The sequence below is a fragment of the Bacteroidota bacterium genome, assembly GCA_016194975.1.
Classification (GTDB): Bacteria; Bacteroidota; Bacteroidia; order Palsa-965; family Palsa-965.
Map to the genome: position 1 here is coordinate 116,485 of JACQAM010000023.1, position 24,623 is coordinate 141,107.

A 24,623-nucleotide genomic window follows, 5' to 3' on the forward strand; every position below is an offset into this window, starting at 1 on the left:
TTTTGTTATGCGCTTTCCAACGGAGCGCTTTTTTTTATTCCCATACCGGTTATGCCAAGACAAAGAGAATTGCTAATTTTGAGTAAAGCCCTCCATTTTGGAGCGGATTTTGCAAACACACTTACAGAACAACCTCTACTCTCGTGAAAACCGTGAAGTTGCTTTGTGCAGCCCTGCTGCTTTGGGTTTCCGTTCCGGTCATCGCTCAACCGTCTGCCGGAATTCCCGATCCTGATGCTGCGGCAGAACATTACTCTCATGGAAATTATCTGATGGCGCTCCCGATCTATCTCGCGTGCCTGAAAAGAGAACCGAACAATTATGAATATAATTTCCGAATCGGTGTTTGCTATATTGAAACGAACGGACATAAAAAAGAAGCGATAAAATATTTAGAAGCAGCTGAAAAAAATCCGAAAGCAGATAATGACACCTGGCTTTACCTCGGGCAAGCCTACCAGTATGACCTGAAGTTTGATGATGCGATCAAGCAGTTTGAAACTTACAAACTGAAAGCCGACAAAGAAGGAAAAACAAATGCCGATCATTACATTGCACAATGCAAAAATGGAAAAATCCTTGTTGCAAATCCACTCGATGTTAATTTCCAGAATCTCGGCAAAGAAGTGAATTCAGAATATCCCGACTATTATCCATTCGTTACTTCCGATGAATCGATGCTCATCTTTACTTCCAGAAGAAAAGGAAATGTGGGCGCTTCACAAGTGGAAATGGATGGATATTATGCTTCTGATATCTGGTACACGAAATCTGTGAATGGAGTTTTCACGAAAGCAAAAGGCGCCGGCCCGGGAGTGAATGGAAATTATGATGAACAATGTACCGGCCTTTCTGCTGATGGAAAATTAATGACCGTTTATGTCGATGATATTTCTACGGCTGGAGATATTTACCAGTCGACTTACAAAAATTCTTTTGCTAAAATTGAAAAACTTCCTGAAGTGGTGAATTCCGGATTTGAAACTGCCGCATCTTATTCTCCTGATGGCAATATGATATTTTTTGCAAGCAAACGCGACGACGGACAAGGTGGAACAGATATTTATGTGTGCAAAAAACTTCCGGGAAATTTCGGTTGGGGGCAGGCGCTTAACATCACTGCGATCAATACTCCTTACAACGAAGATTTTCCGTTCATGGCGCCCGATGGAAAAACACTTTACTTTTCTTCCGAAGGGCACAACAGCATGGGCGGCTACGATCTTTTTTATACGATCTGGAATGAAGAAGATAATACATGGTCCACTCCGCGAAATGTGGGTTACCCGATCAGCGGCCCGGGAAACGATTACACCATCAGTTACACCGAGAATAATCGCGTGGCATACATCACCAGTGATCGCGAAGGCGGGCAAGGCGATATGGATATATGGCGTGTAGTGTTCAATGAAGTGCAACAGAATTCATTCACTCTCGTAACAGGCACTGTTCACCTTCCTGACTCCACCATTAATCTTGCCGATCTCACGATCTATCTTACTTTGAGTTCTACGAATGAAGATTACGGCAGATACAATTTCAATCAGACTACAAAAAAATATGTTATGGCTTTACCTCCCGGAAAATATATCATGACCCTGGATGTAGCCGGATGCAAACCCTACATAGAAACGATCAACGTTTTCGACATTGGCCCGCAGGGAGAAATGAATAAGGATATTTTATTGGTGAAGCAGTGACGATGAGTACGAAATACGAAATCCCGAACGCGTTCGGGAAAAAGTTACGTAATGCGGATCAATACGAAATTCGCTTCCACTACAGGGGGTTTCGTTCCCTTTCGTATTTCGTACTCCTAAGATCTCTCTTCCCATATCATCACTAAGTTCACAATCACTTCCACTGCTTTCTGCATGTCCTGAACGGAAACCCATTCCTGTTTCGAGTGAAAAGCATGTTCCCCTGCAAAAATATTCGGGCAGGGCAATCCCATGAATGACAAACGCGATCCGTCGGTGCCTCCGCGGATGCTGGAACAGTGAGGTTGTATTCCAGCACAACGTATGGCCTCGATCGCGTATTCAACAACGGTAGGATTAGCGTCGAGCACCTTTTTCATGTTTCGGTATTGTTCCGTCACCGTCATGGTACAGGTTGAATTCGGATAATTCTTCATTACCGTTCCTGACGCATGCTCCAGTACTCCTGCTTTCTGTTTCAATCCTTCATCGGAAAAATCGCGGAGGATAAAATTTATTTTCGCTTCTTCCAGTGTTCCTGAAAAACCGGTGGGATGAATGAATCCTTCTTTGCCGGAAGTGGTTTCCGGCGAACACGTATCCTTCGGAAGAGCATGAAGAATTTCACCGGCGATCTTCAGCGCATTTTCCATTTTCCCCTTAGCAAATCCGGGATGTGTACTTACGCCTTTGATCACGAGTGAAGCTCCATCAGCCGAAAAAGTTTCGTCTTCAATATGTCCGATCGATTCTCCATCCATAGTGTAACCAAAATCGGCGGCAAGTTTTTTCATATCTGCTTTGTCCACTCCGCGGCCTATCTCTTCATCGGGCGTAAATAAGATCCTGATCGTACCGTGTTTTATTTCCGGATGTATCACCAGGAAATTCGCAGCATCCATGATCTCGGCAAGCCCTGCTTTATTATCCGCTCCAAGCAAAGTAGTCCCGTCTGAAGTGACAATGTCATTATCGATCTGGTCTTTCAGCGCTTCATGATCTTTCATCCTGATCACCTGCGATTCATCTCCCGGAAGAATAATATCTTTTCCATCAAACTTTTTATGCACGATCGACTTTACATTTTTTCCACTGCAGTCGGGCGAAGTGTCCATGTGCGAACAAAAACAAATGACAGGAACTTTTTTTGTGGTGGTTGATGGAATGGTTGCGTACACATATCCGTGCGCGTCCATGTGTGCGTCGCTGATTCCCATTGCGAGTAATTCTTCCACGAGAATTTTTCCAAGGTCTTTTTGCTTCATGGTCGAAGGACAGGTGGTGGAAGCCGGATCTGATTGTGTGTCGATCTTTACATAGCGTAAAAACCTTTCGAGGACGGAGTGGTCGATCTGCATATTCTGTTTTTGGAAGGGTGAAATTAATGATAAGAAAGGAATAAATATTAGCGGAGAAATACTTCGATTTTACAAACGATTCATTATTCTTGTAACAGCACTCTGCTCATGCGAACAGGTTCCTTCCTTTGCTTTATTCTGTTGATCGCCCTACTCATTCATTCCTGTGATCCCGGGACAGGCGAACAAGGGAAAACAGGTGCTGCTAAAAAAAATCCACTGGAAAAAACAATGGACACTGTTGCACAAAGATCAATTCCCTTTAAAAAAGATTCTTCCGTTGCAAGAAAAGAAGTTCCTCTGAAAGATGCGATCGGATGTTTTTATCTTCTTGATGATAAAGAGAATTCACTGAATGATACCGCAGGGCTTGCTTCGTGGGAAAACTCTATTCTTAATCATGTGGAACATTTTGGTTTGGGTGAAAATATTTTTTCTCATCATGGCGGCGGGCCCAACGGATCGGAATGGAATGCGAATGCCGGCGATGTACTGGTGATACTCACTTCGGAATTATTCCTCACTCAACCGGAATTCATTATTCAATTGAATGGAAAAACATGGACTCCGAAAAATCTTTCGTGGAAAAATTCGAAAATAAAAAATGGCTCGCTCTCCTGGTTCATTCTTCCTGCATCGGCCTGGTATCCCCGCCTGAAAACCATCCGGAAAACAGATTATAAAGATCTTTACGGCGATACCGCTTCTACCGGTATCAGTTATCTTGCACCATTGAACACGGGCAAAATTATCCGGATAGATTTTTCAGTCAATATGAATTCCAGCTCAAACACAAATACCGCAATTCTTCAGCGTGGTTATATTCACAATGCCGAAGGAGAATAATATTCCTTAAAAACAAAATCATGAACGAAACGCAACTCGAACAACTCCGCTTTCCGATAGGAAAATGGGAGAAGCCAGGAAAAGCAAACCTGACGAAGATCAAAAAACAGATCTCCTTCATCAAAAAATTTCCTAATGCTCTGAAAAAAGAGATCGCGGGGCTTTCTGAAGAGCAACTGGAAAAAAAATACCGCGAAGGCGGATGGACGATCAGGCAGGTGGTGCATCATTGCGCCGACTCGCACCTGAATGCGTTCACGCGCTTTAAACTTACATTGACCGAAGAAGAGCCGACGATAAAAACTTATCGTGAAAATTTCTGGGCTGAACTCGAAGACGGAAAAAATGCGCCGGTAAAATATTCGCTGCAGATTCTCCAGGGATTGCACGCACGATGGACCATCCTGATGCGTTCCATGAAAAAAGAAGAATGGGATCGCAGCTTCATTCATCCCGAACACGGAGGTGAAATGAAATTGTTCCAACTGGTTTCACTCTACGCATGGCATTCCGAACATCACCTTGCGCACATTACGCTCGCGAAGAAGGGATGAATTTATCAGAAAATATTTTGTGACATTATTTGTAAAAACGCATTATACCATTGTACTTCCAATTCTCGTTACCTTTGAAGGACATGCGTAATGCCATTTTCATTCTGCTGATCACCGTTCTCGCTTCATGCGCGGGCGATGAACAGAAACAGAAGAACGGAACTGATTCTGCTAATGATTCCATTCACAAAAAAGTGATTGGCGCTGCAAATGATTCGCTCGATTCTGCAAAAGTGAATATTCATTACAACTGTTCTGTTCTGAAAAGACGGATTCCCGATGAAAAAAATGAAGTGCAGATAAAAACCGACATCAATGATCTTTCTCATTGTGGTGTGGACAGCTTCGATCTGCTTTACGTGATCCCCAATTTATTTCCGGGTTATGTGAATGAAAATCACATCCAGGGATTCGATACGATTACTTACGGCGATTTTCTCAAACACATGAACGACTTTAAAGCGACTCCTGCTTACGCACAATTGCATGAAAAAGTAAAAACGCTCGATTCGCTGAAGGCAACTCTTTATGATCCGCATAAACTCTACACGATGAAACCTGTCCTTGGCAAACTCGGATTCACACAGGAGGAATGGGATATGTTTTCCGGTTTTGCAACTACCTACCCGATCGCAGATAAAAAAACTTTCACATGGAACGACATGCTCAACGCATTTGATAAATACAGTTCCACAGCCCAGAACAAATGAAGCGGATCTTCTTCCATTTAATTTTCATCGCTGCTGTTTCATTTCTTGTTTTCTCCTGTACTAGCGGGAATGATAACAATGCAAACACTACTGTTAACGGCCCCGATGAATTCCGTGAAAATGTGCTGAAGCTGCGCCGCGCCGGATTGCTTGATCAATTATCGGATCGCCAACTCGATTCTCTTATTACAATTTTCCGTAATGATTCGCTGAACGGAATGAAAGAAATTCTGGTGCGCTCCGGAAAAATGCTGAAGATAAACAGTTCGCTGAACGGGAAAGCCCCGCACGAAATTTATGCAACGATCTTTGATACGCTTGCAAAACATTTTCCTCAACTGAAAGCCGATGAAATGCATTGCACTTATGTTCCGACCTCAGCAGAAAAAAAAGACACGAACTGGGTTTTGCTTCACGCACGATTCGGAATTCACTCTTACGACAAGAATATGTATTACCTGCGGCGCTGGCCCATCGATGAACTGATGTACAAACTTTTCAATACTTATCTCGCCGACATTCACAGTGACGAACGACTTTATCTTTCGCAATTCTTCTGCAAGGATTGTAACAAGAAGGATGATTACATGGGAAAACTCGATGTTTCAAATTTCGGATTGATGCTGCTGAAAAAAAACCAGGCCGATTCCATTCTTGCGATCACCGATCTTGCGATAGAACCCATGAATGAATTCGCGATCTACACCACGCAACAAACCAGCGATGCACTTGCTTCATTTGAAAGATCGGGTCTTGCGGGAAAAGAAATGGAGGACTGGTACCAGCAGAAAAAAGAAGACGTAATACGCGGCACACTTTACAGCCAGGAAGATCTCTTCGATTTTTTAGACACGCTTTTCTGTACTGTAAGTTTCGACACGATCAATGATTACAACCCGTATGAAGATATTCTGCGGCACATGGTGAAGATCTCGAAGGGAAATTTTGCTCCCACGGGAATTTCGGACCAGCATGCCAATCCATCCACGCATACAGTGCGATTCACACTCGGAGGAAAAGTTTATGAAACAGATGCTGATCAGCATTTAGGAATGATCTGGCCCGGAATCATTGATGAGGTTAATTCTGCATTGGGCGAACAGAAGGTGAAAGGAAAATTCTATTCTGTTTTTGTGCGGGAAAAAGTGACGATCGTGGTTTTCATTCCCGATGAAAATATCGACCAGGCGAAGAAGAGCGGATTCTTTGATGAGTTGGAAGAAGGTACACCGAAAACGATCAAAGCAACTTATGATGTGCTGCCGGCTTCGTAGTGCAATTTGAGATTTGAAAAGAAAACGGAATTATTCTTTCACCAACTTCGTCGAAAAATAATAATCGGCGCTATAAATCTGCAGTGAATAAACTCCTTTTGCAAGATCGTTCAACTGTTCCATTTTGTAATGATTTTCTGAATTGCCATAAGCGCTCACCTGCTCATCGACAATTAATTTTCCCTGCATATCAAATAATCGCACAGTGAGTTTCTGATCGCCCAATGCGAAAAAAGAAAAACTGATGGATGTAGAAAAAGGATTTGGAGTGATGTCGTAAACAATATTTTCTGTGCCAAGATCTTTCGGATTACCCGAGAGATAAAGATTCGCCGCGCAAAAATCAGGAATACCATAACCAAGAAGAGAATCAGGCATCGAATACTGGCTTGCACTCATTTCAATTTCCTGGAGCAACTGCATATTTCCCAATGCAGGATGTGCCTGCAACAAACACGTAACGAGTCCGCACATGATGGGCGATGCAAAAGAAGTTCCGTTGCCCGTCATCGTTCCTGTTCCGAACGGATCACAGATCACAGAATTTCCACCCTGCGCTCCTACATTCGGTTTCACATCTCCGTCGGAAGAAGGCCCGCGTGAAGAAAAACCAGTGACCACTCCCGAAGCATCTGTGGCTGCAACTGCAAGCGCACTATCAGCATCAGCAGGAGTTCCGATATAAAACCACGGCGACTGCCCGGAATTTCCTGCAGCAACAACCACAGCAATTCCTTTTCTCGCTGCAAAATTCGCAGCGCGCGCGCACGGTGTCGTGTGGCCGTTCATGTCGGCATACGTGTGATTTTCTGTTGCATCATCAAACTCCGTATATCCCAATGAAGAATTGATCACATCGGCGCCAACGCTATCGGCATATTCTGCAGCGGTCGCCCAATAATATTCTTCCACCACATATTCCGTTGCCGCTTCTTCACTGCGCAATAACCAAAAACTTGCATCGGGTGCAGTTCCCACAAGTTGTCCAGGAATATTTCCACCCATTGTAGAAAGAACTTCAGATCCGTGCTGGTGATCGTCATACACATTCGCTTCTCCTGTTACAAAATCCCAGGTTCCGAGAATTCTGTTATTGAGAAAAAGTGTGTCGAACACCGGAAGATTATTTGCATTATAAAATCCTGCATCAATGATCGCGATCTGCATTCCCTGCCCGCGGAAACCTGCGTTGTGCAGGCAAACTCCGCCAAGCATATTGATCTGGTTGAACGAAGGGCCGTAGTTGAGCGACGATGAAGAAATTTCCCCGGTGCGCTGCGTATTCTGCGGAAGCGGAGAAAAAGTTTCTTCCGAAAATTTATCATTGGTATTTGCAACGCGCGCACCAACTGCTGTGTTGCTTACCACATAAGGCAAAGCGGCGATAGCTGTAAGTTGTGACGGGTTGGAAATAAAAACGACACAACCATTGAACCATTTCGATGTAGTGTGGACCGCAGCGCCTGTTGCTGCAACACCGGCAACGTAAGTTGGATTCACAGGAAGATCGGTAGAGTCGATGGCAATTCCCTGCGTGGTTCTTCGTGCAATGGCGCGCGCCGAAAGATATTGCGAAGGTGTGCTGAGCGAATAAGGCGAATTATTTTTATCGTGGAACTGAACCCAGTATTTTGTCTGCGAAACTCCGCTAATGGAAATGATCAGAAAATAAATAAGGTAAATTTTTTTCATTCTAAAAATGTTTTCTGCTTTTTACTTTATAATCCAACTCTGCTGCCGCTGCTTGCTGTTATCTCGGCCCCCAGTCAACTAATTTTATTGAATAAATTACTCCAGCATCAATTCTCGAAAGAACCGACGTTGGTTTCAATGAATCATCAGAAACATCATAAACATTTTTCTCTATGAGTCCTACGTTGCGTGCATAACGTTCGCGATACCATTGATAAGTTAACCTGTTCGTATCACATTTCTGTTCTACCAATGCTGTTGAATCGAAACTCATGGAGTTGATGGAATACGGCATATCGACTTCTTTGTATTTGTATTCCCAATCACCCATTGTATTGTAAGCATTTCCATTCCATGATTTTTCAACGCGTGGCACAAAAGTGACACGGATGAAACGCTGGTTCTCTTCATCTTTTTCTCCTTCGCTCTGCGTGCGCACGAACGACCACACGCGCGAGATGGTCCACGGCAATTGATTATAAGGAATCGTATCGATATAAGGACGTTTGTAACGTTCAACCCGCATTGCTTTTCTTCCCTGGTTGTCGGTGAAATAAGACTGGATCACTTCTTTCACCTGGTATCTTGTATTTACAGTATCGTGAAAAAAATCGCGGTACTCGGTGGAATCCACTTCGTAAATGCACCAGTGTCCAATAGCATCAGGAAAATAATTGTAACCCGCATCGGGAACCTGGTGATCTTTTTTGCAATCGGAAAAAACAAAACAGATCATTGCGAAGAAAATAATTGTCCCCGGAATGAAAATAAAAATTGTTTTGTAATTTTTTTTCATTGCATTTTAAAATCAGGGCGATCGATAAATCCACCGCCAACTAAATCATCTCCTTCGTAAAACACAGCCGATTGTCCGGGAGCAACGCCGGTAACGGACCGGTGAAAGAGTGTTTTTATTTTTTTCTTTCCAGAAATTTCTTCCTGAGTGAGTGTTGCGGGCGTGCCTGCATCTTTGTAACGTATACGGGTTTGCCCCACAAAATTTTCCGGCAGAGATGAATATTTCACAAGATTATAATCGCGGATAAACATTTCCTGTTTTTCCAATTCCATTTTTGTTCCGAGAATAACGGTATTCGTTTCCGGAACGATCTGTGTTACGAACATCGGTTCTCCCATGGCGATCTCGAGCCCTTTACGCTGACCGATCGTATAGAAAGGATAACCGCGGTGTTTGCCCACAATTTTTCCATCGGCGAGAATAAAATTTCCTCCTTCCACTTTTTCTTCGAGGCCAGGAACTTTGTGTTTTAAAAATGCACGGTAATCATTCTCAGGAATGAAACAGATCTCGTAGCTCTCACTTTTATTCGCAAGCTCGGCATAACCGGCATCCATTGCCATTTGACGGATCTCCGTTTTCCTGAATTTTCCCAATGGAAAAATAGTGCGCTTTAAACTTTCCTGCGAAAGTCCCCACAGAACATACGACTGATCTTTTGTATCGTCGAGTCCTTTTGAAATTACATAGCGGCCTTCCTCACTGCGGACATTGGCATAATGTCCTGTAGCGATGAATTCGCAATCGAGCTGATCTGCCCGTTTCAATAATGCTTCCCACTTGATGTGCGTGTTGCACAGCACGCATGGATTCGGTGTGCGCCCTGCGAGATATTCTTCTACAAAATTATTGATGATGTGATCGCCGAATTCTCCGCGTATATCGAGAATGTAATGCGGGAAACCAAGATTCACTGCAAGAGTGCGAGCATCATTGATAGAATCGAGCGAGCAGCAACCGGTTTCTTTTTTCGATCCGCCCGACGAAGCATAGTCCCATGTTTTCATGGTGATGCCGATCACTTCATATCCTTCCTCATGCAGCATAAGCGCGGTTACCGAACTGTCGATACCGCCGCTCATGGCCACAAGAACTTTTCCTTTTTTACTCACGTCATTGTCCTCCGTTCGGATCTTTTCCATTCGATCCGTCATTCTGAAGATTGGGATCAGGTTTCATGTCGGCAGGTTTGATAACCGTTTCGCCGCTGATCAGTTTTCCATTCTTCCAGGTTTCTTTTCCTTTCACAATATATTTTCCATTCTCATCGAGGCCGTAATACATCCACACGCCATTTTTCACAGCATGCTGGTAAGCACCCACGATGTTTATTTTTCCATCGGGGAAATACCACGTTGCAGTTCCTTCGAGATTCCCGGAATTATAATTTGCAATTTCTTTTTTCGCACCATCTTCATAATATTCATAATACGGCCCGTTCTCCATTCCATTCACAAAAGTTGTTTCACTGGCAAGCTGTTTCGTTCCCGGAAAATAAGTCACCGATTTCCCTTCCTTCTTTCCCATATTATAATTCTCTTCCGAGAGCAACACTCCATCTTCCGTATAAAATTTCCACAGAGAATCTTTCTGCTGGTTCACATATTTTCCTTCTGCCTGAATTTTTCCGCTCACGCCATACATTGTTGCATAAGCAAGCGTTTCGCCTTTTACAAAATTCATTTCCGTCATGATACGTCCGTCGGTATCGAAATATTTAAATACACCATACGGTTTGTCGTCTTTGAATTGTCCGACATAAATGCACGTACCATTTTCGTCCAGTTTTTTCCACGCACCTTGCTTTCGACCAAGTGTATCTACGGTGTTCGGGTAAACACCATCGGGTACCTGCGATTGCGCGTGCGAATAAAACGGAATAACTATCATTACTATGAGCAATGACAGGAGGTTGATTTTCAAGCTTTTCATTATATACAAAGTTAAGAAGTTTAGGACTGAAAAGAAAGAGGCAAATTGCCTGCCACAGATATAAGGCGATGGTGCTAAAAAAGTAACGGTTCTGCACAATAAAAATTGCAGATTCCCGATCACACTTTTCATTTTGATGCGATGGACTTCCTCCTGATTTACTATTTTTCCGGATGCATGAATTTGTGACGATAGCCACTTTTACTTTGCCGCATGAAGCTTCCATACTTGCGGCGCGGCTGGAAGATGAAGGAATAGAAACTTATTTGCGCGACGAACTAACCGTGCAACAGAATAATTTTTATTCGCATGCGCTCGGCGGTGTAAAACTCCAGGTAAGGGAGAATGATGTGGAAAATGCGCTGAAGATCATGCAGGGATCGGGCTACATCGGTGAACACGCTGCAAAAGAGATCTCCGATTCAGCCGCAATAAATTCCATTGATGAAAAGAAACAAAAAAAGATCAAACGCATTTTTATTTTTGTTTTTGTTCTCACAGCAATACTAACCATCATCGCGTACATTTCATCACGGCCAACGATGGAAGAACTATTGACGCGGAAAAGCTGGAATATTGAAGAGATCACTTTCGACAGTGTGAAAGTACATGCGGCGACCCGTACAATTTCCATTGCGTGGAAAAATCACAAGAGCGAAGGAACACTTATTTTTTTCAGGAACGGTGAAGTAAGTTTGCCCGGGGTTGGCGGAAGTTCTGAAAATGGCCAATGGATCGTTGATGAAGATCGCATCCTGATCCATGGGCTCGGCCAGATGAAAAAAATATTTGAAGGAATTTATTCCATTAAAATTGACGGCAATGAATTAGTGCTTCGTTCAAGACATACCGTGATCCGTTGTACAAGAATGCCATGGTAGAGAAAGAAATAATTTGTCCGCATTGTAATTCAGCAGAAACACGGAAGCAAAAGGTGGTCAACCGGTGGAGCTGGCTCTCTTTTATTCTAATGGGAATTCCGTTTCTTTTCATGAAAAGAAATTATCATTGCTTTGATTGCGGAAAAGATTTTGATAAAAAATAATTATGCCGCAGGAAAAAATTTGCCCGGAATGCAAAAGTAGTTTTCAGTGTTGTTCTGATAAACCGGGTTGCTGGTGCGAGCAACTTCCTAATGTAATTGTGCTGAATGAAGATGCAGAATGTCTCTGTCCTTTATGCCTTGAGAAAAAAATAAAAGTAACATTCACACAAGGGAATCATCTGTGATCGCTTATACCAAAACGATCCTTATCAATTTTCCCCCGACTGCAACTGCCGCTTCCACGCGCAGTTTTTATTTCTTTCGATATTCATCCATTGTCATATTTCCGGATAACCTCGTCGGCAGAAAATCGTCCTGAGCCGACGACGAGGAAAAGAAGTAATGCGCAGAAAACCGCAACAGAAATCCAGAATTCAGAATAGACATCGAACATTCCTGTTTTCATTCCGTTCAGAATTATTGCAGCCGCAAGAATCGGCAACTGGAAAATAACTGCCCATCGGGTGATGAGTCCAAGCGCAATGGCGAGCCCGCCCGCGAAATGTGCAAGCGGAATGTAAGTGCTGAGGAACATCGATAGCAGTGTAAAATCAGTTCCCGGTATCATATTCCGGAGATCGTCTGCATCGCGGGCGAAAACAATTCCCTTATAGAAGAGATAACTTCCCAATGCGATCCGTAAAAAATCAAGCCACCCGGGATGATGCATGTCGCCCCAATGAAAAAACTTTACCATAGCATTCATAATATTGCTCCTTTCTTTTTGCCAGGGATATTTTTTCCCTGAATCCTGTTATAAAATTATTACAGGTTTATTTAATTTTCAATTAAATACAGGTGAGAAAAAACATAGAGCAATAACCCGGAATTTTGTAAATTAGATAGATTGGATTTTACCTGCCTATTCTTCCTGCGCCGTGTTTCCATCATTTCTCCAGCATTCATCCTTGAACTGCGCAGGAATATTGCCACTGATTCTACCAGGTTACTTCACAGATTTCTGAATGCCGCTGCCGCTTTCAAACTGCCGCTTCTGCCTGCTGGCCACTTCCCACTTTTTTTTCTACTAAATAATGATTCCTGTCGTGAGAATTTCTTGCAATGAGTTCCGCTAAAAATCCGGCGAGAAAAAGTTGCGTGCCAATGACCATGGCAACGAGTGAAATATAAAACCATGCACTTTCTGTAACACGCGGCGCAATTCCGTGATCATGATAAACGATCCAGAGTTTTGAAATGCCGAGCCAGGCAGCAGCAAAAAATCCGATCATGAACATAAGTGTGCCGATGAGCCCAAAAAAATGCATGGGACGTTTTCCGAATTTTGTGACGAATGAGATGGAGAGCAGATCGAGAAATCCATTGACAAAGCGTTCGATCCCGAATTTGCTCACGCCATATTTTCTGGCCTGGTGTGCTACGCTCTTCTCTCCTATTTTATCAAACCCTGCGCGTTTTGCGATCACCGGAATGTAACGGTGCATTTCACCATAAACTTCAATGCTCTTCACTACATCACTCCGATACGCTTTCAATCCGCAATTGAAATCGTGCAATTTTATTCCCGACATTCTTCGGGTGGCAGCGTTGAATAATTTAGTCGGAATGGTTTTCGTGATCGGATCGAAACGTTTTTCCTTCCATCCGGAAACAAGATCATATCCATCCTGCGTGATCATTTTATAGAGTGAAGGAATTTCCTCGGGCGAATCCTGCAGGTCGGCATCCATGGTGATGATCACATTTCCATGCGTGGCTTCGAATCCAACATTAAGTCCGGCCGATTTTCCGTAATTCCTCCGAAATTTTATTCCCACAACAGCAGGATTTTTCTGCGCGAGTTCTTCAATTACTTTCCACGACTTGTCTTTACTTCCATCATCAACAAAAATTATTTCATACGAAAAATTATTCGCGGTCATCACCCGCGCGATCCAGTCGTGCAATTCGGGCAATGATTCTTCTTCGTTGAAAAGAGGAATTACAATTGAAATATCCATCAGCCGAGGGGAGGAAATTGTTGCTGTTGTTCCGGCGTTCCGAAAACTTCGGGTTTATCTTTTTTTACAAACGCTGAAATGATGAGGTTGAAAATAGTAAGGAAAAACATTCCGCCGAAAAGTGCGAGTACTGCCATCACCGGCGGAGAAGCAAATTTTTTCCCAAAATCGATGCCCATTTTAATTGATTCTTCCGGCAATCCCTGCTCGCGCATTTTTGCAGCTTGTTTTGCAAATTCGGCATCCATGATCGCGGGATCCATAATGTAAGACATGAACACATAAGCCCAGATTGCCATGATGATGCTGTAATACAATGCAAAAAAAGTGGTGTAGCCCATTGCCTGGCCATAACTCATGAAACCGTCCTTACCGTTTTTTCTCCAGTTAAGCGCGCCGAAAACAATGATCCCGATATAGAAAACATAGGAGAGGTAATTCCATGCTGAGTTTCTGAATCCGGCGAAATAAATTCCAAGTGAAAAAGCGATCACAAGGATTGCTGCGGAGACGGAATAGGTAAGCGAATGTTTGTGGATATTCATGGTGGTTTGATTAAGGAACAAATATAGCTTATTCAAAATTCAAGATTGAAAATTCAAGATTTCCGCAGCGGGTTAAGTAGAATTTGACGTTAATTATTGTCAAATTTTACCAGTGAGTACCCTAATTTTGAGCGCCTGCTATTTATCTCGGCAGAATGGCCAATTTTGAATCTTGAATTCTGAATTTTGAATTACCTTTGAATCGGGTAAGTCTTACACGACCAGCTCCTGCCGAATCCCCCAGGATCGGAAGGTAGCAAGGGTAGGCGGTTGTAGCGGTGCGATGTAAGTAGCTTACCCATTTTTTTTTTCGCACCTCCTTTCGCACGGGAATGAACACGGATATGCAGATCGCAGATTGAATTGGGAACTGGGAATAAATATCCGCGATGGATATATTCATAAACATTTGTAATCCCTGACCTTTTGATTCCGCCTCTTTATCTCGAATCTTCACGACTTATTATTCGTCCATTTAAATTATCGGATGCTTCTTCTCTTTTTCACCTGGTGAATTCGAACAAAGATCTGCTTGAAGATTATTTTCCGATGACGGTAGAGAAAAATACTTCGGTGAATGCCAAGCGCATTTACATCATGGAAAGAAATCATGAACGCAATAATGGGAAAGCTCTTTTCGCCGGAATTTTTCTTCGCGATGAAAAAAAACTCATCGGCCAGATGTGTGCGAAGGATATCAATCATCGTGTGCCTAAATGTGAAGCTGGATATTTCTTAGACAGGAATTTTCACAGGAAAGGACTTGCAACAGAAGCGCTGAATTTATTTTTGAATTTCTGTTTCAGCGAAATGAAAATGGCAAAGATCACGCTGCGCATTGAACCGAAAAATACTTCGTCCAAAGCACTGGCACAGAAATGCGGATTCACCATGATCGGTGTTTCTAAAAATGATTTCAGAAGTGCCAATGGCCGGCTGATGGAATGTGAACTCTGGGAGTTGTACGAAATACGAAAAGGATACTAAAAGTTACGAAAGTATTGCGTGAAGAAATTTTCGTACCCTTTGGTATTTCGTAACTTTTAGTATCCTTTTCGTATTTCGTACTCTATGCTTTACTAATTTTGTAAATACAAACACACACTATGAAATTTTTCATCGACACAGCAGATCTCGCACAGATCAAAGAAGCACAGGACCTCGGCGTACTGGACGGAGTTACCACCAATCCTTCGCTGATGGCGAAAGTGGGAATTTCAGGTGAAGCAGCAGTGACAAAACACTACATCGACATTTGCAGGATCGTTACCGGCGATGTGAGCGCAGAAGTGATCGCAACCGATTTCGACGGCATTGTGAAAGAAGGAGAAAAACTTGCCGCACTCCACAAACAGATCGTGGTGAAAGTTCCGATGATAAAAGACGGGGTGAAAGCAATAAAATATTTTTCTAATAAAGGGATCCGCACAAACTGTACACTCGTTTTCTCACCCGGGCAGGCATTGCTCGCAGCGAAAGCCGGCGCCGCTTATGTTTCTCCGTTCATTGGCCGGCTCGATGATGTTTCTACCGACGGGTTGAATCTCATTGCGGAGATCCGGAATATTTACGACAACTACGGATTTAAAACACAGATCCTCGCCGCATCCATCAGGCACCCGATGCACATTGTAGATTGCGCAAAACTCGGCGCCGATGTTGCAACTTGTCCGCTGAGTGCAATTCTTGCTTTGCTGAAACATCCGCTTACTGATAACGGGCTTGCGCAGTTCCTCGCTGATGCAAAAAAGTTTCAATAAAATTGTACTGTACGAACTACGAAATTGACGAAATACGAAAACTACGAAGCATCAATTTATCAAGTCATTTCCTACTTCGTACATTTAGCGGATACATAGTTCGTACAGCAGATGCTTCTAAGAATAAATCCCGATAAACCCGATTCCGATTCCATTCACAGGGCAGCAGATATTCTTCGTGCGGGCGGGCTCATCATTTATCCTACTGATACGGTTTACGGAATTGGCTGCGACATTTATCACCCGAAAACAATTGAGCGCCTGTGTAAATTAAAAGGCATTGCCCCCGAAAAATCTAATTTCTCCATTGTCTGCCACGACCTTTCTCATCTTTCCGATTTTACAAAACCAATTTCTACTTCTGTTTTCCGGGTTTTGAAAAAAGCATTGCCCGGCCCTTATACGTTTATCCTCGAAGCAAATTCTTCTGTTCCTAAAATTTTTCAGGGAAAAAAGAAAACAGTTGGCATACGCGTGCCGGCGAATGCGATCGTACGTGCAGTGATACGCGAACTCGGAAATCCCATCGTCTCTTCTTCCGTTCACAATACCGAAGATGAAATGCTGGAATATTTTTCGGATCCCGAACTTATTTATGAAAAATATAAAGACATTGCCGACTGCGTGATCAATGGCGGGTACAGCATGATGCAACCATCCACCGTCATTGATGCGACCGGTGGAAATTTTGAATTGCTGCGTGAAGGTGCGGGAGAAGTGAGTGGATTGTGGTAGGAAAAACAGCGGCAGTAGGCAACAGGCAGAAAAAAATCAAAAATTATTTCACGGCTTTCAAACCATAACCGGTGAGAAATACGAGAAAAGTAAATCCTATTGTGATCCAGCCCACTGTTCCGTAGTTGTATAAAATTCCATGATCATTTTTTATTATGAGTCCGCCGATTATCGTTGTAGATGCAACACCTAATTGTTGCACGGCTGAATTCAATCCCATAAATCCTCCGCGATGTTCCGGCTCAATTGCAGAAGTGACCATTGTAGAAGACGGAACCATTCGCCCTCCCGAAAAAATAAAGAACATTGAAGCTGTACCTATCATCGCCCAGAAAGAATGCGAATTGAAATGCGAAATAAGAAAAATAGGAATAATGGCGAATGCATTCAGCACAATGAGCACTTTGTAACGGCCATGCCGGTCGGCTAGTTTACCAATGAGCGGTGCGGCAACCACAGTGAGCATTCCGCCGATAACGTACATGAAAACAACCTGGGTTTTGAGATCGAACTTCATGTTATTCACCAGGTAATCGCTGATGTAAGGAATGATCCCGAAGTGCGCAATTACAACGGAGAGAGAAAATAGCAATGCCCGCACCTGGTTGCGGTTTGAAAAAACCACGCGATAAAGATTTTTTTTCTGTTCATTTTTATTCTGCAGGTGAATGGTGATACTTGGAATAGTAAAAATGATCATCAGGTAAACCGGCACTCCTATTCCGCAGATCATATAAAATGCAACGTGCCAGTTGAAATTCTCGGCGAGCACAATTCCCATTGGCACTCCCACGATCGATGCGAGCGAAAATCCGGCCATGAGTATTCCCATTCCACGTGCACGTCTTTCGAGCGGGATCACATCACCCACAATACTCAGAATGATCGCACCGGCAACTCCGCCGAAGAATCCGGTGAAGATCCTCGCACCAATGAAAAAACTATAGGTCTGCGCACATGCACACGCGCCTGTGCCAATGAGAAAACCGGTATATAAAAAAACCATTACTTTTTTCCGGTCGAATTTATCGGCCCAGAAAGTGGAACAGATAGCAGAAACGAATGCAGAAAATCCATAGGAAGCAACCAGGAATCCGAAGTGGCGCGAATCGGAACAGATCGTTTTTTTTAAGTTCGGCGCAAGCGGCATAAGGATCATCGCGTCGAGTATGTGCGTGAATTGTACGAGCGCGAGCGTGAGCAGTAAAGAAATTTCTTTGCGTGTAAGTTTATTCATTGCGGCGCGTAAAGGTAACAGTCTGTAATTGTTTCTACTGATAAATTTTATCTATAAGTGAATCTAATAGACAAAGGAATTGGCATTCATGAAATGGTTATGGAGTTATTGGGTTATTGAGTTATGAAGAAATTTTTTTATCGTTCTCTTCCAATAAATAATAATTTTTACTCCTAACACAAAAACTCAAATACGGACATCTCTAAAAACACAGAAATGCAAGGCGGGCAAGCCCGAAAAACCGGAATTTACTATTCGTAAATGAGGATTTTGAGGACGTAGCCCAACGCAGCAGTTCGAAGTTATTAGAGATGCCCATACCCTAATAACTTCTTTTACTATATTCACAGCACAGAATTTCATTCATGTTCCGGAAAATATTTTTCACATCCCTCTTGTCTTTTTGTTATTTTATTTCACAGCCGGTTGCGTGTTTTGCGCAGGCATTGGCACAAACCGACAGCACAAAGCATAAACTGCGGGAAGCCGATTCCACTTTTTCCAACCACGCATTTTATATCAAGACCACTCCGCTCACGCTTCTCGATTTTATGAATGGCGGATCGGCAAATCTCATTATTGAATCGCACCCGTTGCAGAAAATTTCTGTGAGCATGGAAATGGGTTTCTATTATCCTTTTGCGGCTTACAACATGAAACAGCTCTATGGCTGGAGAAGCGGTTTCGAATTGCGTTACTATTACAGGAAATCGATAGTGGATGGAAAAGAAATGGAAAATTTCATTGGCGTGCGGTATCTCTACAGGAAGCAGGAATTCGATATGCACGATTCTATTTTCATTGACAAAGACATGCATTACGAAAAAAATTATCACATTTCACGTGTGGTGAATATTGCCGATTTTACCTGTGGCATTCGCATGCTCGGCCCTAAAAATTTTGAGAATGAATTTTATTTCGGACTGGGTATCCGTTACAAAGAATCTGCTATCCGTGATCTTACACAACAGGAGATTGACGACCGCAACTGGGGCGACTCATTTATTTTTCCCATTCTCATGAAGAGCGGAAATTATTTTGTGCCCGATGTTTTATTCGGATTGAAGATCGGTTTCGGATTGAAATAAGTTTCGGGTTTTATCATTCCAAAAAAGTTGAATGCTTTATTGTAAATAATCTTGAAGAAAAAACGAGACGTCCCCTTTCCTTTCATTGCAGAAGCGCTTTTCAGAATGAATCCCCGTGTGAATCCCATGTTCGGTTGTCATGCATTTTACGTGGGCGAAAAAATTATGCTCATTGTGCGCGATAAAGAAGATCATCCGGAAGCGAATGGTGTTTGGTTTGCCACTTCAAAAGAACATCACGCCTCATTGAAAAAAGAATTTCCTTCCATGCATTCAGTTTACGTTCTTTCCGATGGAAAAAATGAAACCGATTGGCAGATGATACACAAGGATGACGATGAATTTGAGACCGCCTCGCTGAAAATCTGTGATCTTATTTTAAAGCGAGATCCGCGCATCGGGAAAATTCCGAAGAAGAGACGTGGGAAATGAGGCGTGAGATTTGAGATTAGTAAATTTATTTTTTTGCGGGCGGCCGGGCTATCCCCGCCCGACTGAACGTCGTTCGGGCGGGCGCTCTATCTTTTGTTTCACAAAAGGATGCCGCTTCTATCCCTGCCCGACAAAACGCAGTGAAGGCGGGCCTGCCCGGAAAATTCGCCTATTCGTATTCTGTAGTATACCCCGTTTCTGTAAATTTTTTTTGGAATGAATTGCATCCCGCATCCCATAATTCTCATCTCGGAATTCTCATCTCGGAATAGCCCGCTGCAGATAAATTTCTTTTCCGCCCAGCGGCCCTCCACTGGTTACTCCACTGAAAACAAAACTTCCGTCGTTGCTGTAATCAATTCCGTAACCGGCATCGTCTGCTAATGTTCCGTACCAGCCTTCTTTCAGCAAATTTCCATTCACATCAACCCGCAGAAAAAAAACATCTTCAAGATAACCGCTGTGACTGGAACTTCTCCCGATGATGTTACAGGTATTGTTCGCAACCACCATCGCTTCTCCCCCATCGTGATCGCTTCCACCGTACAATTTATTCCAGAGTTGTGTTCCATCACAACCTATGTGCGCAAGAAAAACATCGTGCGTGGCGAGGTTCGAAGCAGACCCTTCATGGCCGGCAATCATCCATCCGTTCCCATCAGGCGAAAGATCTATTGCATGCGGCTCATCATAATTTACTGTTCCGAAATCGTAATAATAAAGCAAGTTGCCGTCATCATTGATCACAAGTACAAAACCATCTGTGCTTCCTATACGCGAAGTGTTGGTGTATCCGGTAACAGCGTAAGTGCTGTCGGAATTGATGCACAAATCCATCGCGCCATCATCTCCCGCCCCGCCGTAATTATAACTCCAGAGCGAATCACCGGAATTATTCAATTTCAGTATCCATGCATTATTATCATGTCCGCTGTTTGAAATTCCACAAATGATATACCCGTCGTTCACACATTTTATTTTAGTTGCAGTTTGGTCATGTGCGCCCCCGTAATATTTTTCCCAGGTGAGGTTTCCATCCGAATTCGTTTTTATCACCATGAAATCTTTATTTCCATTCCCATTCTTCGCAGTTCCGGCAACAACGAATCCCATATCCGGACGTTCATCTATCGACCATCCCTCGTCGCCGCTGATGTTTGAGTAATGCTGCAACCATTTTTCATTTCCATTATGATCCGTAAGTAAAATAAAAATTCCAAGATCATCATAACCCGTTACTGCAATATCTCCATTCCGCAATTGTTTCACCTGTCTTCCTGTTTCATTATTTCCTGCTCCAATGTAATTGACGAATTCAGAAGGAGCCGGCGGAATGGGAATATCTTTCCTGCACGATGAAAAAACAACCGCGGCGAAAATAAATATTGTCGTGAATTTATTCATTGGAGAAATGAAGATACGATTTTGATTCCGGCCCGCAACAGAAAACCAGGTCGATAATACTAAGATCGGGCTGGAATGGAAAACGATCGGAGAAAACCTGCGTGTATTTGAGTTGGGAGTTCGGAGTTGGGAGTTTGGAGAACAACCGATGGTCGTCTTTTTCATAAGGAATGAATTCCTGCGAACGAATTATTTTTTTCTGCATTTTCAGAATATTCATCGTGGCATTCAGGAGTTCCTCATTCATCTCTGTGAGATATTTTATTTTTTTCTCTGTGAAATATTTTTCGAATTGTGCGGCGTAAAAATCAAAGTACGGCGATTGGCCGTAAGAAGAACGGATGGCTCCCCAGTGTTTTCGTTGCCAGTTCTCCGAATATTCTATTGTGACATCTTTCATCGGGCAATGATTCCGTGCATGAACGGGAATAACGAGATTCATTTCGCCGTTGGGCCCGCATATAGTGCATCGATTGCGGAAAGTTTGTTTTAAATAATGTTCGTGAATGTCAATAACAATTTCTTTCCCGGAAAATATTTTTCTGAAATAAGAAACGGGGCCAAAGTAGGTGGATGGCAAAAGCATGTAGTACTCCTTACTCAATGACTTTGAAACAACGGTCCCATCGCACGCGCCCGCAGCGCCCGTCATAGGAGAAAAGTATCATTGATGCGCGGCCTACAATGTGATCTTCCGGTACAAATCCCCAATAACGCGAATCCATGGAATACTGGCGATTGTCGCCCATCACAAAATAATAGTTCATTTTAAAAGTATAAGCGGTTGAGTATTTTCCATTGATGAAAACAGAATCTCCTTTCACCTGCATGGAATTGCCCTCATAATTCACGATGATCCTTTCGTAAAATGAAACATCATCGGCATTTAATTTTATTTTTGCTCCTTTTTCAGGAATACCGATGGGGCCATAATTATCGAGATTCCACGGAAATTTTTCATTGTGCGGAAATAATTGCTGGTCGTACAAACCGCTTTGAGCTATTTCCGGATCGACAGAAATAATATTTTTAATTAAACGAAGACTATCGGCCTGTTGAGGAGTAATAGTTACAGAAGCAAATACGAATGCGCCCTGCACACTTTCCCTCAGCATTCCGAGTTTTTCCAGTTTCATTTTTCTGAAATCTGAAGAATCTGTTTTCACCGAATAATTAAACAACACTTTCTTCGGGAATGGAAGTTCCACTCCATTCACATACACCACACGGTCTTTGATCACCACCGTATCGCCGGGCAAACCGATGCAGCGCTTGATGAAATGCGTGCGGTGATCAACAGGATAAACTTTTGCCTTACCATTGAGTGGAAGAATATCCTCGGCAGGAAAATTAAATACAAGTACATCATTCCTTTTCACCGTGGAATATCCCGGCAAACGATAATACGGAATGTTGATCCACGTGAGATAAGCAGGAACACCCCAGATGGTTTGATGCGCAAATGGAATACTCAGTAAAGTCATTGGTAAACGCGGACCATAAGCGAGTTTACTCACCACCACGTAATCGCCGGCGAGCAGCGTGTTATCCATGGAATCGGAAGGAATGGCGAACGGCTCGAAAATAAAAGCTTTCAGAAAAAGAACACCGATGAATGCAAACACCAATGCTTCTGTCCAGTCGCGGAGTAAAGATTTTTTTTTCTTTTTTTTCTTCCCGGAAATTTCTTCAGCTTGTGTCGCCTCATCAGTTTTTGCAACTTCATCTCCTACTTCATAATCGGCCGAAGGATCATCATTTCTTTCGAAGATCTCCTCTTCGGAATTCACTTCATGATGAAGAAGATTTTCTTCCATTGGAAAATTTATCCGGTGTGCGGATTACGAATCATTTCTTTTTCGCCGTCGTTTTTTTCACAGGATCGGGAATTTTTTTCGGCCGGCTCCTGTTACGCACATAATTCAATGCGAAACCTCCAACGATAAAAGTGATCACCCACCACAAATAGGATTTAGATAAACCTTCTTTCGAAACGAAACACATCATCCGGTCGGGACGGTAGCCGCTGAATTCTCCTTTCGAGAGCCAGACGAAAACAGGTTTTCCTACAATGTGATCATCAGGAACAAATCCCCAATAGCGCGAGTCGAGTGAGTTGTGGCGATTGTCTCCCATCATCCAGTAATAATCCTGTTTGAACGTATAGGAATCAGTTTGTTTTCCATTGATGAAAAACTTTCCATTTTTAATTTCAAGCGTATTTTCTTCATACACTTTAATGATACGTTCCCACGGTGCAATATTTTCCGGCGTGAGTTTTACGGTCATTCCTTTTTTCGGAATAGTTAGCGGGCCAAAATTATCGCGGTTCCATTTGAAGTGCGTCGTATCGTGCGGAAAAACCGCTTGTGCCGGTTCAAGAAATCCTTTCGGTTGAAGCGAAGGAGTTGTTTTACCAACGATCTTCTGGAAGGCCATAAGTTTCGAACTGTGCACAGGAACAGAAAACTGCAAAGCAGTATCGGCCTGCGATTGTCCGTAATCATCCGTTACACCAATAGCGCTGAACTGATCTTTCACCTGGTGATAGCGTTCATCACTTATGCGCACACCTTCCGGAGTTTGTTCGAGGATGGGAATTGGCGGATTGAAATCCTGCGACCATTGCGCGCCTTTCGCAACGAAGGCCGGAGCGCCGTTCACAAAAAGCTGCCGGTCTTTTATTTCAATTTTATCACCGGGAATTGCCACGCAACGTTTCACATAATTATCTTCTTTATCCACCGGGTTTACGTTGATCATATTTCCATCGATGAGTTCTGTTCGCACCTGATCGGTAGAAATATTTCTTTCCCACGCCACATTTCTCAAATGGCCGTAATAACTCTGGTTGCGATCGCCTGTCCACACGGTATCTCCTTCCGGAAAATTAAAAACAACAATGTCGTTGCGTTCTACTTTCTCGAGCGCGGGCAGGCGCATCTGCGGAAGTTGAATCCAATCAAGATAGGATGGCGTGGTTTCGGTGAATGGCATTGTATTATGCGTGAACGGAAACGTAAGCGGAATGGCAGGAACTTTTGCTCCGTAACTTAATTTACTCACGAAAAGATAATCGCCCACCATGAGGGTGCTTTCCATTGACGAAGAGGGAATGACAAATGCTTCAAAGAAAAAAGTGCGGATGAGTGTAGCTGCAACAACAGCAAAAATTCCGGCTTCACCCCACTCTCTCAGAATTCTCCAGAGTCCTCCGGCTTTTTCAGCAGGAGAAGTTCCTTTTTCCGGAACGCCCATCCATTTTAGATTTTGCGAAAATCCGAGATACGGGATCCAGATAAAATAAGCGACTATTGCAAAAACGTGTTGTGAGAATTTTCTTTTTCCGAAGCAATTGGAAAGAAGAACGATCATGATGGCGAGCATGTAAAATCCAACGGTGGGAATGAGCACAAGAAAGATCCACCACCAGGGTTTCTGAATGATGCGCAGCCAGATCACGAAATTGTAAACGGGAACGAGCGCTTTCCATCCTTTCTCACCGGCTTTTTCAAAAGTTTTATAGAGTCCGGCGAGAAGAGTTACGACCG

The 24,623-nt window shown here is 43.1% G+C and carries 24 protein-coding genes and 1 other RNA gene; 12 read left to right on the forward strand and 13 right to left on the reverse strand.

What is annotated here, in order from left to right; translation table 11 throughout:
- Positions 1 to 143: 143 nt before the first annotated feature.
- A complete protein-coding gene (locus HY064_14895) occupies positions 144 to 1,700 on the forward strand; it encodes a PD40 domain-containing protein (protein MBI3511944.1) in 1,557 nt (518 codons plus the stop codon).
- Between the two features lie 116 nt (positions 1,701 to 1,816).
- Here the strand turns inward: HY064_14895 and pepT are convergent, their stop codons facing one another.
- Complete coding sequence (gene pepT / locus HY064_14900) at positions 1,817 to 3,058, reverse strand: peptidase T (protein MBI3511945.1); 1,242 nt, start codon at positions 3,056 to 3,058, stop codon at positions 1,817 to 1,819.
- A 108-nt stretch (positions 3,059 to 3,166) separates the two neighbouring features.
- Here pepT and HY064_14905 point away from each other — a divergent pair, with 108 nt between their 5' ends.
- The 4 genes from HY064_14905 to HY064_14920 all read left to right on the forward strand — a co-directional run bounded on the left by HY064_14905 (position 3,167) and on the right by HY064_14920 (position 6,442).
- Complete coding sequence (locus HY064_14905) at positions 3,167 to 3,904, forward strand: hypothetical protein (protein ID MBI3511946.1); 738 nt, start codon at positions 3,167 to 3,169, stop codon at positions 3,902 to 3,904.
- A 20-nt stretch (positions 3,905 to 3,924) separates the two neighbouring features.
- Positions 3,925 to 4,458: a putative metal-dependent hydrolase gene (locus tag HY064_14910; protein MBI3511947.1), complete on the forward strand. Its 534-nt coding sequence runs from the start codon at positions 3,925 to 3,927 to the stop codon at positions 4,456 to 4,458.
- An 83-nt stretch (positions 4,459 to 4,541) separates the two neighbouring features.
- Positions 4,542 to 5,168 carry a hypothetical protein gene (locus HY064_14915; protein MBI3511948.1) on the forward strand — a complete coding sequence of 209 codons (627 nt, stop codon included), beginning with the start codon at positions 4,542 to 4,544 and terminating at the stop codon, positions 5,166 to 5,168.
- Positions 5,165 to 6,442 carry a hypothetical protein gene (locus tag HY064_14920; protein MBI3511949.1) on the forward strand — a complete coding sequence of 426 codons (1,278 nt, stop codon included), beginning with the start codon at positions 5,165 to 5,167 and terminating at the stop codon, positions 6,440 to 6,442. The genes HY064_14915 and HY064_14920 overlap by 4 nt, the downstream gene beginning before the upstream one ends.
- Before the next feature lie 30 nt (positions 6,443 to 6,472).
- Here the strand turns inward: HY064_14920 and HY064_14925 are convergent, their stop codons facing one another.
- The 4 genes from HY064_14925 to HY064_14940 are packed head-to-tail and all read right to left on the reverse strand — an operon-like array spanning position 6,473 to position 10,865.
- Positions 6,473 to 8,134, reverse strand: a complete 1,662-nt coding sequence (locus HY064_14925; GenBank protein ID MBI3511950.1) for a S8 family serine peptidase — start codon at positions 8,132 to 8,134, stop codon at positions 6,473 to 6,475.
- A 58-nt stretch (positions 8,135 to 8,192) separates the two neighbouring features.
- A complete protein-coding gene (locus tag HY064_14930; protein MBI3511951.1) occupies positions 8,193 to 8,930 on the reverse strand; it encodes a hypothetical protein in 738 nt (245 codons plus the stop codon).
- A complete protein-coding gene (gene mnmA / locus HY064_14935) occupies positions 8,927 to 10,045 on the reverse strand; it encodes a tRNA 2-thiouridine(34) synthase MnmA (protein ID MBI3511952.1) in 1,119 nt (372 codons plus the stop codon). Before mnmA ends, HY064_14930 begins: the two co-directional genes overlap by 4 nt.
- Before the next feature lies 1 nt (position 10,046).
- Positions 10,047 to 10,865, reverse strand: a complete 819-nt coding sequence (locus HY064_14940; protein MBI3511953.1) for a toxin-antitoxin system YwqK family antitoxin — start codon at positions 10,863 to 10,865, stop codon at positions 10,047 to 10,049.
- 173 nt (positions 10,866 to 11,038) lie between these two features.
- Between HY064_14940 and HY064_14945 the strand changes: the two genes are divergently transcribed.
- Positions 11,039 to 11,746, forward strand: a complete 708-nt coding sequence (locus tag HY064_14945) for a DUF2007 domain-containing protein (GenBank protein ID MBI3511954.1) — start codon at positions 11,039 to 11,041, stop codon at positions 11,744 to 11,746.
- 432 nt (positions 11,747 to 12,178) lie between these two features.
- Here HY064_14945 and HY064_14950 read toward each other — a convergent pair whose 3' ends face one another.
- The 3 genes from HY064_14950 to HY064_14960 form a co-directional block, all read right to left on the reverse strand.
- Entirely contained in the window at positions 12,179 to 12,607 is a 429-nt protein-coding gene (locus tag HY064_14950; protein MBI3511955.1) for a DoxX family protein, read from the reverse strand.
- A gap of 283 nt (positions 12,608 to 12,890) precedes the next feature.
- Positions 12,891 to 13,871, reverse strand: coding sequence for a glycosyltransferase family 2 protein (locus tag HY064_14955; GenBank protein MBI3511956.1), 981 nt, complete (start codon positions 13,869 to 13,871; stop codon positions 12,891 to 12,893).
- Complete coding sequence (locus HY064_14960) at positions 13,871 to 14,416, reverse strand: DUF4199 domain-containing protein (GenBank protein MBI3511957.1); 546 nt, start codon at positions 14,414 to 14,416, stop codon at positions 13,871 to 13,873. The genes HY064_14955 and HY064_14960 overlap by 1 nt, the downstream gene beginning before the upstream one ends.
- Positions 14,417 to 14,620: 204 nt before the next feature.
- Between HY064_14960 and ffs the strand changes: the two genes are divergently transcribed.
- From ffs to HY064_14980, 4 genes are all read left to right on the forward strand, one after another.
- An RNA gene (gene ffs / locus HY064_14965) (signal recognition particle sRNA small type) lies at positions 14,621 to 14,719 on the forward strand.
- A gap of 123 nt (positions 14,720 to 14,842) precedes the next feature.
- The gene (locus HY064_14970; GenBank protein MBI3511958.1) at positions 14,843 to 15,403 is read left to right on the forward strand and encodes a GNAT family N-acetyltransferase; all 561 of its coding nucleotides are present in this window, start codon (positions 14,843 to 14,845) and stop codon (positions 15,401 to 15,403) included.
- A 119-nt stretch (positions 15,404 to 15,522) separates the two neighbouring features.
- Positions 15,523 to 16,176 (forward strand): fructose-6-phosphate aldolase, encoded by a 654-nt coding sequence (fsa, locus tag HY064_14975; protein ID MBI3511959.1) that lies wholly within the window; start codon positions 15,523 to 15,525, stop codon positions 16,174 to 16,176.
- A 111-nt stretch (positions 16,177 to 16,287) separates the two neighbouring features.
- Positions 16,288 to 16,911 carry a threonylcarbamoyl-AMP synthase gene (locus HY064_14980; protein ID MBI3511960.1) on the forward strand — a complete coding sequence of 208 codons (624 nt, stop codon included), beginning with the start codon at positions 16,288 to 16,290 and terminating at the stop codon, positions 16,909 to 16,911.
- A gap of 43 nt (positions 16,912 to 16,954) precedes the next feature.
- On the opposite strand, the gene HY064_14985 is transcribed toward HY064_14980, so the two are convergent.
- Complete coding sequence (locus tag HY064_14985; protein ID MBI3511961.1) at positions 16,955 to 18,148, reverse strand: MFS transporter; 1,194 nt, start codon at positions 18,146 to 18,148, stop codon at positions 16,955 to 16,957.
- A 365-nt stretch (positions 18,149 to 18,513) separates the two neighbouring features.
- On the opposite strand from HY064_14985, the gene HY064_14990 reads away from it, so the two are divergent.
- Both HY064_14990 and HY064_14995 read left to right on the forward strand, forming a co-directional pair.
- On the forward strand, positions 18,514 to 19,236 hold the full coding sequence (locus HY064_14990; protein ID MBI3511962.1) for a hypothetical protein: 723 nt from the start codon (positions 18,514 to 18,516) through the stop codon (positions 19,234 to 19,236).
- A gap of 105 nt (positions 19,237 to 19,341) precedes the next feature.
- Entirely contained in the window at positions 19,342 to 19,668 is a 327-nt protein-coding gene (locus HY064_14995) for a hypothetical protein (GenBank protein MBI3511963.1), read from the forward strand.
- A 258-nt stretch (positions 19,669 to 19,926) separates the two neighbouring features.
- Here HY064_14995 and HY064_15000 read toward each other — a convergent pair whose 3' ends face one another.
- Genes HY064_15000 through lepB (HY064_15015) form a run of 4 tightly spaced genes read right to left on the reverse strand, consistent with a single transcriptional unit; the run spans position 19,927 to position 24,015 of the window.
- The gene (locus HY064_15000; protein ID MBI3511964.1) at positions 19,927 to 21,072 is read right to left on the reverse strand and encodes a hypothetical protein; all 1,146 of its coding nucleotides are present in this window, start codon (positions 21,070 to 21,072) and stop codon (positions 19,927 to 19,929) included.
- The gene (locus HY064_15005) at positions 21,065 to 21,724 is read right to left on the reverse strand and encodes a WbqC family protein (protein ID MBI3511965.1); all 660 of its coding nucleotides are present in this window, start codon (positions 21,722 to 21,724) and stop codon (positions 21,065 to 21,067) included. The genes HY064_15000 and HY064_15005 overlap by 8 nt, the downstream gene beginning before the upstream one ends.
- Positions 21,669 to 22,889 carry a signal peptidase I gene (lepB, locus tag HY064_15010; GenBank protein ID MBI3511966.1) on the reverse strand — a complete coding sequence of 407 codons (1,221 nt, stop codon included), beginning with the start codon at positions 22,887 to 22,889 and terminating at the stop codon, positions 21,669 to 21,671. The genes HY064_15005 and lepB (HY064_15010) overlap by 56 nt, the downstream gene beginning before the upstream one ends.
- A 31-nt stretch (positions 22,890 to 22,920) precedes the next feature.
- The gene (gene lepB / locus HY064_15015) at positions 22,921 to 24,015 is read right to left on the reverse strand and encodes a signal peptidase I (GenBank protein ID MBI3511967.1); all 1,095 of its coding nucleotides are present in this window, start codon (positions 24,013 to 24,015) and stop codon (positions 22,921 to 22,923) included.
- Positions 24,016 to 24,623: the final 608 nt, after the last annotated feature.